Genomic DNA, 11,824 nt, shown 5'->3' with positions numbered 1-11,824 from the left:
GCGCGCCGTTGATCCGGCGTTGATCGAACGTTTTTCGGCGTGCGGCAGGCTCCTCGCATGCACCCCGAAACCATCTCCCCGGCCGACGACACCTGGCGCGCGCAGGCCCTGTGCGCGCAGACCGGGCCGGACTTCTTCTTCCCCGAGCCCGGCAGTTCGGTGCGCGAGGCGAAGCGCATCTGCGCGATGTGCGACCTGCGCCCGGCGTGCCTGGACTACGCGCTCGCCAACGACGAGCGGTTCGGCGTCTGGGGCGGCCTGTCGGAGAAGGAGCGCCTCGCCCTGCGGCGGGCGGCCCGCTGACGTCCCCGCGCCGCCCCGGCCGCCCGGCGTGCGGGGCGTCAGCCCGCGGCGCGCGCCGTCATCCGCGCCTTGCGCGCGGCCAGCTTCTCGTCGAACTTCAGGGCCTCCGCGTCCAGCCCGCCCATGAACAGGCCCAGCTCCTCCTGCGCCTGGTGTCCCTCGGGGCCGAGGCCGTCGATGTCCAGGACCTTCAGGTGGCGCAGCACCGGCTGCAGCACGTCGTCGTGGTGGATGCGCAGGTTGTAGACCTCGCCGATGGCCATCTGCGCGGCCGCCCGCTCGAAGCCGGGGATGCCGTGGCCGGGCATGCGGAAGTTGACCACGACGTCCCGGACCGCCTGCATGGTCAGGTCGGGGGCCAGCTCGAACGCGGCCTTGAGCAGGTTGCGGTAGAAGACCATGTGCAGGTTCTCGTCGGTCGCGATGCGGGCCAGCATGCGGTCGCAGACCGGGTCGCCCGACTGGTGGCCGGTGTTGCGGTGGGAGATCCGGGTGGCCAGCTCCTGGAAGGCGACGTAGGCCACCGAGTGCAGCATGGAGTGCCGGTTGTCCGACTCGAAGCCCTCACTCATGTGGGACATGCGGAACTGCTCCAGCTTGTCGGGGTCCACCGCGCGCGAGGCCAGCAGGTAGTCGCGCATCACGATGCCGTGCCGGCCCTCCTCGGCCGTCCAGCGGTGCACCCAGGTGCCCCAGGCGCCGTCGCGCCCGAACAGCGAGGCGATCTCGTGGTGGTAGCTCGGCAGGTTGTCCTCGGTCAGCAGGTTGACCACGAGGGCGGTCCGGCCGATCTCGGTCACCGGGGACTGCGCCTTCTCCCAGGGCTCGCCGTCCTCGAAGAAGCCGGGGAAGTTGCGGGCGTCGCCCCAGGGGACGTACTCGTGCGGCATCCAGTCCTTGGCGACCTGCAGGTGCCGGTTCAGCTCCTTCTCGACCACTTCCTCCAGTGCGTACAGCAGGCGCGCGTCGGTCCAGACGGACGGGCTGCCGAGATGGGGGGAGGTGATCGTCACGGGAACTCCAGGGGGACGCGGTGCGAGGGGGACGGCGAGGGGACGGTCCGGCGAGCGGTGCCGGGAAACCTACGTGATCGTAGGCTACGAATCCGTAGGTTACGAAGCCGTAGGTTAAGACGCCTGTAAAGAACCGCTGATCAGCCTGCCCGGCCAGGCTGTCGGCGGGTAGGCCGAACGGCCGCGGTACCCCAGGTCGCGGGGCTGCCGGGGCACGGGTGTCACCCGGTCAGGCGTCCAACTCGCGCAGCCGTACGGAGAGACAGGTCACACAGCCCTCCAGCTTCTCGAACTCGCCGATGTCGACGGTCACCACCTCGTGGCCGAGTCCGGTCAGCAGTTCCGCCGTCCGCGGCGCGCTCGCCGCCATCAGCAGTCTGCCGCCGCCGAGCAGCACCACGTGCGCGCCCGGCTCCTCCGGCACGGACAGGAAGCGCGGGAACAGCGCGGGCCGGTCCACCCGCGGAGCGTGCCCGATCACCGTGCCGTCGGGCAGCGCGGTCACCGCCGACTTCAGGTGCAGCACCCGGCTCACGGGCACGGCCACCACGCGGGCGCCCAGCGGGTCGAAGGCCGCGGCCAACTGCCGCACACCGTCCGCGTCGGTCCGCCCGCCGAGGCCCACGTACACGGTGTCGCCGGCCTTGAGGACGTCGCCGCCGTCCAGCGTGCCCGGCTCCCGCATCCGGTGCACCGGGCAGCCGAGGCGGGCCACCGCCTCCTCGACGGCGGCGGTCTCCGCCCGCCGGGACTCGGCGCCCGGCCGGGTGATCAGCGCCGTGTTTCGGAACATCACGACGGTGTCCTCGACGAACACCGCGTCCGGGCAGTCGTCGGCCGGTCCGACCTCGATCGTCTCCCACCCGTGCGCGCGCAGGGCGCCGACGTAACCCTCCCACTGCCCGGCGGCGCGTGCGAGGTCGACCGGCCGGCGCTCGACGTGCGTCACCAGGCCGTCGGCGAGGCGGGGACCGGGGCGGCGGACGAGGGCCTTCCTGCCGGGCACGAGGGGCCTTTCGCATCGGTGGCGGTAGCGGTGGCGGTGGCGATGCGGTGTCCGGCGCCCCCGTACGAGGCGCCGGACCGCCATCATGCGGCGCGCACCGCCCGGCGGCGACCCCGCCGCCGGGCCGTGTCCGGGGTCTCCCGGCCGGGCGCCGGTCAGGCCGGGCCCGCGAGCGCCCCGGGCGCCGTCCCGGTCAGCTTCCCCCCTTCCATCAGCAGCCACCGCGTGATCCCGATCGACTCCAGGAACGGCAGGTCGTGGCCGGCGACGACCAGGGCGCCCTCGTACGACTCCAGCGCCGTGGTCAGCTGCCGGACGCTGGCCATGTCGAGGTTGTTGGTCGGCTCGTCGAGCAGCAGGAGCTGCGGTGCGGGCTCCGCGAGCATCAGCGCGGCCAGGGTCGCTCGGAACCGCTCGCCGCCCGAGAGCGTGGCGGCCTTCTGGTCGGCCCGGGCGCCCCGGAACAGGAAGCGGGCGAGACGGGCCCGGATCCGGTTGCCGTCCGCCCCCGGCGCGAACCGGGCCACGTTCTCGGCGACCGACAGGCCGTCGTCGAGCACGTCCAGCCGCTGGGGCAGGAACCGGAGCGGCACGTGCGCCGTCACCGTGCCGCGCACCGGGGCCAGTTCACCGGCGACGGTCCGCAGCAGCGTCGTCTTGCCGGCGCCGTTGCGGCCGACGAGCGCGATCCGCTCCGGGCCGCGCAGGTCGAGCACGCCGTCCACGCGCGCGTGGTGGGCCATCTCCAGGTGCTCCAGGGTGAGGACCCGCCGACCGGGCGGCACGGCCGTGTACGGCAGCTCGACGCGGATCTCGTCGTCGTCCCGCACGGCCTCCACCGCCTCGTCCAGCCGTTCCCTGGCCTCGGCGAGCCGCTCCTCGTGCAGGATGCGGTGCTTGCCGGCGGACTCCTGGGCGGCGCGTCTGCGGTTGCCCATGACGATCTTCGGCTCCCGCTTCTGCTCGTACATCTTCTGCCCGTACCGCTTGCGGCGGGCCAGCTTGACCCGGGCGTCGACCATTTCGCGCTTCTGCTTGCGGAGGTGGGACTCGGCGGCCCGCACCGTCCGCCCGGCCGCCTCCCGCTCCACGGCGAGCGCCTCCTCGTAGGCCGAGAAGTTGCCGCCGTACCAGGTGACCTCGCCGGAGCGCAGCTCCGCGATCCGGTCGACCAGGTCGAGCAGTTCCCGGTCGTGGCTGACCACGACCAGCACGCCCGGCCAGGAGGCGACGGCCTGGTGGAGCCGCCGGCGCGCGTACAGGTCGAGGTTGTTGGTGGGTTCGTCGAGCAGCAGGATGCCGGGGCGGCGCAGCAGCAGCGCGGCGAGCCGCAGCAGCACCGACTCGCCGCCGGACACCTCGCCGACGGTCCGGTCCAGGCCGATGTGGCCGAGGCCGAGTCCGCCGAGCGTGACCAGGGCGCGTTCCTCGACGTCCCAGTCGTCGCCGAGGGCCTCGAAGTGCTCCTCGGCGGCGTCGCCCGCCTCGATGGCGTGCAGCGCGGCCCGCCGTTCGGCGATCCCGAGGACCTCGTCGACGCGGAGCGCGGTGTCGAGCGTGACGTTCTGCGGGAGGCAGCCGATCTCGCCGGCCGCCCTGACGCTGCCGCCGGCCGGGGTGAGTTCCCCGGTCAGCAGCTTGAGCAGGGTCGACTTGCCGGACCCGTTGACGCCGACGAGCCCGGTCCGGCCGGGGCCGAAGGCGACGTCCAGGCCGTCGAAGACGGCGGTGCCGTCGGCCCAGGTGAAGGAGAGGGAGGTACAGGTGAGGGAAGCAGACATGGGCGCCTCGCGAGCGGGAGTGCGGTCGGGTGAACGCGTGTCGAGACACCGCGAGGCGGAAACCGAAGGGGCCTGGGCACGTCGAGGCCGGAAAGAAGAGGGGCCTGTGCCGGAAGGACGGCTCGGGACGCCGAGGTCGTACGCCGCGCACACCTCACCGGTGCGACGCGGTGCCTCAGGACCTCAGACGAGCAACGTCCTTCTCCGATCGACGGCAACAGAACCGCTGCACAACGTACGAGGGGCGGACAGGGGTGTCAACGCGGTATTCCGCGGGCCCGCCGGGCGCCCGGGGCGCGGCGGGCCGCACGCGCCCTCACGCGCGCGGGGCGTTCAGCAGGCGTCCCGCATCAGCTCGGCCAGGTCGTGGTCCAGGTCGAGCTGGAGGTGTTCCAGGCCGGCCGGGACCAGCTCGTCGGAGGCCGCCAGGAACCGCCGTATCTCGCCCGAGCGCACGTGCACGACCGCGGTGCCCTCCGGGGCGTGGAACTCCAGCACCGTGCGGTCGTACCCGTACGGCCGCACGCGCACGTCGCCGTGGCCCTCGGGCCCCTGGAGCCCGGCCGTCAGCAGCTCGCGGGAGAAGGTCCAGCACACGTCGACACCCTCCAGGGTGGCCGGCGCGGGGAACGACATGCGGACCGCGTACGGGTCGCTCCGGTCGTAGCGCAGCGTGGCGGGAATGCTCGGCATGCGCGGTGCGGCGGCGACGAGACGGGCCTCTACCGGCTGCTCGATGACGGTGGACAACGCCTTGCTCCCTCGTGACGACTGGATGGCACGCGGGTGTGCGGCACCCGGCACTGGAAGAGACGACGGAATCGGCCGTCGCGTGCACACACGCGACGAGTGACCTCGGTCACCGCGTTCATGCACGGGCGGCACACCGTCGTCACCGCTCCGGCCCGGCCGTACGCCGGTCCGGGCGGCCCTCTGGACGGGTGCGGGCGACTGGACTAGCTTCGCCCGCCATGAGGCGCTTGGGGAGCACGCGACGCGGGGGACGGATGAACCGGCTGGTGGCGGTGGGGGTGGCGGGGGCGGCGGCACTGGCCGCGCCGGCGGTACCGGCGGCCCAGGCCCGGCCCCAGGACCACGGCGGCGCCGGCCGGGGGAGCGCGCACTGGGCGGTGAAGGACACCGGCGCCCCGCAGACCCGGTTCCGCGGCCTCGCGGCCGTCGACCGGAGGACCGCCTGGCTGGCCGGCACCGGCGGCACCGTGCTGCGCACCACGGACGGCGGCGCGCGCTGGCGGAACGTCTCCCCGCCGGGGGCGGCCGGGCTGGAGTTCCGGGACGTCACGGCGTTCGACGCGCGGCACGCGGTGGTCCTGGCCATCGGCGAGGGCGAGGCGTCCCGCGTCTACCGCACCGACGACGGCGGCACGACCTGGACGGAGTCCTTCCGCAACGCCGACCCGCGGGCCTTCTACGACTGCCTCGCCTTCTTCGACCGCCGCCACGGCCTCGCCCTGGGCGACCCGGTGGACGGCAGGTTCCGCGTCCTGTCCACCGCCGACGGCGGACGCACCTGGCGGGTGCTGCCCGCGGCCGGCATGCCGGCCGCGCTGGAGGGTGAGGCAGGCTTCGCCGCGAGCGGCCAGTGCCTGGTCACCTCCGGCCCCAAGGACGCCTGGATCGCCACCGGCGGCGGTGCCCGCGCGCGCGTGCTGCACTCCGCCGACCGCGGGCTGACCTGGACGGCCGCCGACACGCCGATCCCGGCGGGCGACCCGGCGAAGGGGGTCTTCGCGCTCGCCTTCCGCGACCGCACCCACGGCATCGCGGTCGGCGGCGACTACCGCCCCGGCCGGCCCTCGCCCCGGGCCGCCGCGGTCACGGGCGACGGCGGCCGCGGCTGGCGGGCCGCCGCCACCCCTCCGCCCGCCTACCGCTCGGGCGCCGCCTGGCTCCCGCACAGCCGCACCGCGGCGCTGGCCGTCGGCCCGACCGGCACCGATCTGACCACCGACGGCGGCCGGAGCTGGCGGACGGTCGACACCGGTTCCTACGACACCGTGGCCTGCGCCCCCGACCGGAGCTGCTGGGCCGCGGGCGAGCAGGGGCGGGCGGCGCGGCTGGAACGCTGAGCCGGGCCGGAAGCGCGAGGTAGGCGGCGCCCGAGGCGGGTACTCGCTCCGGTGCCCGCAGAGGAGAGGAGCGATCATGCCTGCCGGTTCCAGCCCCAAGCGCGAACGCCAGTACGAGCACATCAAGAAGAGCGCGCAGGACCGGGGCGAGAGCACCGGACGCGCCGAGGAGATCGCCGCGCGGACGGTGAACAAGGAACGCGCCCGCGCCGGTGAGTCCAAGACCGCCAGCCGCAGCTCGACCCAGGACATGTCGTCCGCCAAGCGCGGCGGTCAGCGGTCGGGCAACCGCGTCGGCTCGCACGGCCCGACCCGCGACCAGCTCTACAACGAGGCCAGGCAGCGCGGCATCGAAGGCCGGTCGCACATGAACAAGGACGAGCTCCAGCGCGCCCTGGACGACAAGAAGCACTGACGGCCGGGCCGCGGGCCGGCCCCGGGCGACACGTCCACGCCGGCCCGCGCGCCCTGCTCGGATGGGGTGCGGGTGGCCCCGGGCGACGCGCCCGCGACGGCTCGCGCGTCCTGGAAGGCTCCGGCCCGCGCGGTGGGATGTAACTGGAGTACGGGCGGGTCCCCTGAGGGGCTGATCGGCGCGTCGTTCCATTACGGCTTGAGGCTCGATGGGCTCCTGCATCCGCCTCTCCGGATGGTGGGCTGTTCTCCGGACGCGAGGTGTGGCGGGTCTGGCGTCCTCCACTCCGGACGGGCTGACGAAGCCGGTGATCGAAGTGTGCGACCACTACCATGTGGTGTTGTGGCGGCTGACGCCCCGCCACGTCGACGGGTACCTCGCCGATGTCGGCAAACGCCAGGCACACCGACGGTGCGATCGAAGCTGAACCGGATCGACCACTTCTTCGCAGTCCTGGAGCAGCGCTACGCCCACGAGATCTTCCAGTGGTTCGAGGCGGCGGTGGTGTGCCGGGATCACGTGATGGCGAGGTTGATCCACATCTCCGGGGTGCGGGCTTCGGAGCTGTGCCAGATGCGAAAGACCCGATCGGGGAAGTCCCCGTCGAGCAGCCGCAGAGGACCCGCCGTCAGAGCGCGGAACGGTGGTCGAAGCGACGCCGAGCCCCTTCGTGCCCGGCTACCTGCGAGCCGGGCGCGAGCCGGATCCGGTCGAGCTCGCGGCTCGGAGCCGAATCGGACTTCCCTCCGCTGTGCTCGGCTGTGCTCAGTGAGGAGCGGTATCGGCCGGGGGCCCTGCTCCCAGGAGCGCGAGGAGCCCGGGGAATCTCTTCTCGATGTCCGCGCGTCGTAGTCGGATGCCCTTGCGGTTGCCGTAGTCGATCTCGTCAATGAGGCCTGCCTCGCGCAGGACCCGGAAGTGGTGGGTCTGGGTCTGCTTCGAGATCGGAAGATCGAACGAGTTGCAGCCTCGCTCGCTGTCGCTGGGGTCGGTGGCCAACGCCGTCATCACCGAACGACGGTGCTCGTCGGCGAGGGCACGAAACACCGCACCCAGATCGAGCGCATCGGCCTGCGGGCCGTCCAGGTTCCTCCTGGCCACGCGGCACCTCCTTCAAGTATGACTTGCATCGTACCTGAAGGACGTGCTTCCCTGAGGTACGAAATAAATCGTACCTCAGTCCGGTTGCACCGCCCCGTGCCGCCGCTCCCTCAGACCCGGCCCGGCACTCGCCAGGGACCTGGTCATCGACACGCCGAGAGGTCATCGTCATGAAGAAGCCCGAGGTGCTGATAATCGGTGCCGGAATCGCAGGGCCCGCACTCGCGTACTGGCTCTCCCGGAATGGATACCGGCCGACGGTCGTCGAACAAGCCCGGCAGCTGCGCTCCGGTGGTAGCGCGATCGTCGTGAAGGGGCCCGCGATCCCGGTCGTCGAGCGCATGGGCATCCTCCCGCGGCTCCGCGAGCTCGCCACCCGCAATCGGTCGCTGACGCTGCTCGATCCCGGCGGCAGGCGAATCCTGCAACTCCCGCTCACCTCGGACAAGGCGCCGACGGTCGAGGTGACCCGAGCCGACCTGTCCAAGGTGCTCCACCGGTCGGCGCAGACCGAGGCCGAGTTCCTGTTCGACGACACGGTCACCGCTCTCGACCAGGATGAAGCCGGGGTGGACGTCACCTTCCGGCGGTCCGAGCCACGGCGCTTCGACTTGGTAGTCGGTGCCGACGGGATGCACTCCACCGTACGGCGCCTGGTTTTCGGGCCCGAGCGGCAGTTCGCGAGCGACCTGGGCCTGTACGGCGCGACCGTCCCGCTTGGACCCGACGCCATCGAGGACCCGACCGAGATGACGATGCTGACCGTGCCGAACCGGATGCTGGTCCTCCACCCCTCGCGGACCACCCCGCTCGCGATCTTCACCTTCCGGGCCGCACAGCCGGCGGCGCCCCACGACCGCAAGAACATCGCCCTTCACAAGCAGACCGTGGCCGACGCCTACGCCGACGTGCGGTGGCGGGCACCGGAACTCGTGGCAGCCTTCCTCGACCACCCGGCTCCGTTCTTCGACCCCCTGACCACCGTCCGGGTGCCCTCGTGGTCCCGCGGACGGGTCGTACTGCTCGGGGACGCGGCGGCGGCGACAGCCCTGCTGGGTGACGGGTCCAGCATGGCGATGGCGGGCGCGTACGCCCTCGCAGAAGAGCTCGCCGCCCATCCCGGTGATCACGCCCGCGCCTTCGCCGCCTACGAGTCGCGGCTCCGCCGTGAGGTAGGCCCGCGGCAGCGACGCGTCGGTCCGCTCTCCAGGCTCATGGTGCCCCGCACCCGGCCGGGCCTCGCGCTGCGCAACGCGGTGGGCCGCGCGGTCGGTCGCACGAACCGGATCGCCTTTCGCGAAGCCGCGAACCGGTAGACCGGGTCCGCGCCGACCCGTCACCGGTCGGTGCGCAGCTCGGCGGTAGCTCCCAACCGGGCCGGCGCCGCCATGTCCGACGAGCCCGGCTAGGAGTGACAGGCCATCGCCGTTGCCTCGGCGAGCATGCCATGGCCGCCCCGAAGGGCTGGCGCCTCCCGCGGACTCCGCTGTGGCACCAACCGAGTCACCGCCATCGTGAAGACCATCCCCGCCCTTCGTCACGCCTCAGTCTGCGGTCGGAGAAAGCTCACTGACAGGAACTCGTGGACTGCTCGCGGGGAACTCGTGGCGGTCGAGTACACCAGCGCACCAGCATCAGACCCCGAACCCGCCGTACTCAAGGCCGTCGAGGAATTACTCACGCGTGGGTTCCCGCGACTCCCCGGCCAGAGATCAGCGAACCCGCCTGCTTCGCGCGGCGGGCACGGTGACCCGCCCCGCCGGGTGCGGGACGGCGCGGGGTGACGGGCCCGCAAGGGCCCGCCCGGGCTGGGCCGACCCGCCCGCCCGCAGTCGGCGGGTCCGCCCCGCCGGACTCACCCCTGAGCATGCCCTGCCGATACACGGGTGCGAGGTGGCCCCGTAAAGTCACCCGGCATGATGATCGTCGGCGTACCCGCGGGCTGGCCCGCCACCGAGCAGGAGGCCCGCGCCGTCCAGGACGAGCTGCGCGGACGCGTGGTGCTGGACGAGCCGGGACCGCCGCCCGGGGCGGGACACGTCACCGGGGTCGACGTGGCCTACGACGACGATCTCGACCTGGTCGCGGCGGCGGCCGTCGTCCTGGACGCGGCCACCCTGGACGTCGTCGCGGAGGCGACGGCCGTCGGCCGCGTCTCCTTCCCGTACGTGCCCGGGCTCCTCGCCTTCCGCGAGATCCCCACCGTGCGCGCCGCCCTGGACCGGCTGCCGTGCCCGCCCGGCCTGGTCGTGTGCGACGGCTACGGCCTGGCCCACCCGCGCCGGTTCGGCCTGGCGAGCCACCTGGGCGTGGTCACCGGCATGTCGGCGATCGGCGTCGCCAAGAACCCGTTCACCTTCACCCACGACGACCCGGCGCCGGACCGGGGCGGTTCCGCGCCGCTGCTTGACACGGACGGCGAGGAGGTCGGGCGGGCGCTGCGCACCCGGGCCGGCGTCAAACCCGTCTTCGTCTCCGTCGGCCACCGGGTGAGCCTGGCCGGTGCCGTGGCCCACACCCTGGCGCTGACCCCGCGGTACCGGCTGCCGGAGACCACGCGCCGGGCCGACGCCCTGTGCCGGCAGGCACTGCGACAGGCGACCGCGACCCTGTCCGGCGACCGCCCCCGTGACCCGGCCCCACCAGGGCCACCGGCCTCCTGACCCTCCGCCGTGTCCCCGCCCCCACCCGGGGCACCGGCCCCGCGGGTCATCCGCGGCGCGCCGCCACCCGGAAGGTGATGCCGGCCGCGCGCAGCCGGGTGATCAGCGCGTCGCCCATCGCCTCGGCCGTGGTGACCTGGCCGGCCGTCGGCGGGAGGTCGTCGAAGGCCAGGCACAGGGCCGCCTCGGCGAACATCTTCGCCGTCTCGCCGTACCCGGGATCGCCCCCCGCGACCTCCGTGTACACGCGCCGTCCGCCGCCCTCGCCGACGAACCGCACCGTGAACCAGCTCTCGGCCCTCTTCTGCGGGCCCGGCCCGTCGCCCGGCCGGAGCCGGTCCGACAGCCAGCGCCGCACGGGCGGCAACTGGGCCGCCGCCGTCACCGCCCCGACCGCGGCGACCCCGCCGAGGGCGACCGGCAGGTGCCGCACGGCCGCGTAGTGCCGGTAGCGGAAGTCCGGGCCGTACCGCTCCAGCGCCCGCGCCGAACGGCGCACGACCTGCGGGTCGATGGTGGGCAGCGGCAGCGCCCAGGCCCCGACCTCCGGGGCGAACCGCGGCGCGCCGGCCGGCGCCGCCACCCGGCGGCCGGGCAGCCGGGGCTCGTGCCGGGCCCGGTCCCGGGACGCGGCCAGCATCCGGCCGCCGCGGGCCATCTGGTTCAGCGCCGAGGCGAGGGTGCCGCCGGAGAAGGCGGCGTGCACGGTGACGTAGCCGTCCACGGTCAGCGGCACGCCCTCGGGCAGTTGCCGGACCGTGAAGTACGCGCCCAGGTCGTGCGGTACCGAGTCGAAGCCGCAGGCGTGCACCAGGCGCGCGCCCGTCTCGCGCGCGCGTGCGTCGTGCCGGACGTACATCAGGTCGACGAACTCCGGCTCGCCGGTGAGGTCCAGGTAGTCGGTACCGGTGTCGGCGCAGGCGGCCACGAGTTCCTCGCCGTGCAGCACGTACGGACCCACGGTCGTGGCGAGCACGCGCGCGTGCCCGGCCAGGGCACGCAGTCCGGCCGGTTCGCCCACGTCGGCGCGGAGCACGCCGACGTCCGCGCCGCCGGGCAGGCTCGCGCGCAGCTTCTCCAGCTTCCGCTCGTCGCGCCCGGCGACCGCCCAGCGAAGGCCGTGCGGCGCGTGCGCGGCGAGGTAGTGGGCCGTCAGCGTGCCCACGAAGCCCGTCGCTCCGAAGAGCACGAGGTCATAGGGACGGTCCGTCCTGCTCATCCTGCTCATGACACCCCTTGGTCGTGTGCCCGCCGCGCAGCCCGCGCCGCTGTCGGTGGCCGAGGCTAGCGTGAGGAGTGCGCAGTCCGACGACCAGCCCGGAGGCAGCGGTGGCCGTAGCCAGGAATGCCCGGAAGAAGCGGGAGAAAGCCCCCGGGGCGCGGCCGGGGCCGCCGGGCGGACCTCACCCGTGACCTCACCCGTCCGGGTGAATCCCGTCCACCGGGCACTTG

At 73.6% G+C, this 11,824-nt stretch carries 11 protein-coding genes; 5 read left to right on the top strand and 6 right to left on the bottom strand.

Going from position 1 to position 11,824, the window contains the following annotated elements; translation table 11 throughout:
* The first annotated feature begins 57 nt into the window (after positions 1–57).
* Entirely contained in the window at positions 58–303 is a 246-nt protein-coding gene (locus ACZ4K2_RS02550) for a WhiB family transcriptional regulator (RefSeq protein ID WP_467472131.1), read from the top strand.
* A 38-nt stretch (positions 304–341) separates the two neighbouring features.
* On the opposite strand, the gene ACZ4K2_RS02545 is transcribed toward ACZ4K2_RS02550, so the two are convergent.
* From ACZ4K2_RS02545 to ssgD, 4 genes are all read right to left on the bottom strand, one after another.
* Positions 342–1,316: an acyl-ACP desaturase gene (locus tag ACZ4K2_RS02545; RefSeq protein WP_467472133.1), complete on the bottom strand. Its 975-nt coding sequence runs from the start codon at positions 1,314–1,316 to the stop codon at positions 342–344.
* Positions 1,317–1,545: 229 nt separating this feature from the next.
* Positions 1,546–2,322, bottom strand: a complete 777-nt coding sequence (gene ddaH, locus ACZ4K2_RS02540; protein WP_467472135.1) for a dimethylargininase — start codon at positions 2,320–2,322, stop codon at positions 1,546–1,548.
* Positions 2,323–2,477: 155 nt separating this feature from the next.
* Complete coding sequence (locus ACZ4K2_RS02535; RefSeq protein ID WP_467472137.1) at positions 2,478–4,103, bottom strand: ABC-F family ATP-binding cassette domain-containing protein; 1,626 nt, start codon at positions 4,101–4,103, stop codon at positions 2,478–2,480.
* 333 nt (positions 4,104–4,436) lie between these two features.
* Positions 4,437–4,853, bottom strand: coding sequence for a spore wall synthesis regulator SsgD (ssgD, locus tag ACZ4K2_RS02530; protein ID WP_467472139.1), 417 nt, complete (start codon positions 4,851–4,853; stop codon positions 4,437–4,439).
* A gap of 257 nt (positions 4,854–5,110) precedes the next feature.
* Here ssgD and ACZ4K2_RS02525 point away from each other — a divergent pair, with 257 nt between their 5' ends.
* Together ACZ4K2_RS02525 and ACZ4K2_RS02520 are read left to right on the top strand one after the other, a co-directional pair.
* Positions 5,111–6,193, top strand: coding sequence for a WD40/YVTN/BNR-like repeat-containing protein (locus ACZ4K2_RS02525; RefSeq protein ID WP_467472141.1), 1,083 nt, complete (start codon positions 5,111–5,113; stop codon positions 6,191–6,193).
* Positions 6,194–6,269: 76 nt separating this feature from the next.
* Entirely contained in the window at positions 6,270–6,608 is a 339-nt protein-coding gene (locus ACZ4K2_RS02520) for a plasmid stabilization protein (protein ID WP_467472144.1), read from the top strand.
* A gap of 765 nt (positions 6,609–7,373) precedes the next feature.
* Here ACZ4K2_RS02520 and ACZ4K2_RS02515 read toward each other — a convergent pair.
* Positions 7,374–7,709 carry an ArsR/SmtB family transcription factor gene (locus ACZ4K2_RS02515; RefSeq protein WP_467472146.1) on the bottom strand — a complete coding sequence of 112 codons (336 nt, stop codon included), beginning with the start codon at positions 7,707–7,709 and terminating at the stop codon, positions 7,374–7,376.
* 170 nt (positions 7,710–7,879) lie between these two features.
* Here ACZ4K2_RS02515 and ACZ4K2_RS02510 point away from each other — a divergent pair, with 170 nt between their 5' ends.
* A complete protein-coding gene (locus tag ACZ4K2_RS02510) occupies positions 7,880–9,025 on the top strand; it encodes an FAD-dependent monooxygenase (protein ID WP_467472148.1) in 1,146 nt (381 codons plus the stop codon).
* A gap of 600 nt (positions 9,026–9,625) precedes the next feature.
* Positions 9,626–10,372 carry an endonuclease V gene (locus tag ACZ4K2_RS02505; RefSeq protein WP_467472150.1) on the top strand — a complete coding sequence of 249 codons (747 nt, stop codon included), beginning with the start codon at positions 9,626–9,628 and terminating at the stop codon, positions 10,370–10,372.
* A 46-nt stretch (positions 10,373–10,418) separates the two neighbouring features.
* On the opposite strand, the gene ACZ4K2_RS02500 is transcribed toward ACZ4K2_RS02505, so the two are convergent.
* Positions 10,419–11,600, bottom strand: a complete 1,182-nt coding sequence (locus ACZ4K2_RS02500; RefSeq protein WP_467472152.1) for a saccharopine dehydrogenase family protein — start codon at positions 11,598–11,600, stop codon at positions 10,419–10,421.
* Positions 11,601–11,824: the final 224 nt, after the last annotated feature.

The sequence above is a fragment of the Streptomyces sp. NPDC025833 genome (assembly GCF_055558055.1).
This window is presented reverse-complemented; position numbering and strand designations above follow the sequence as displayed.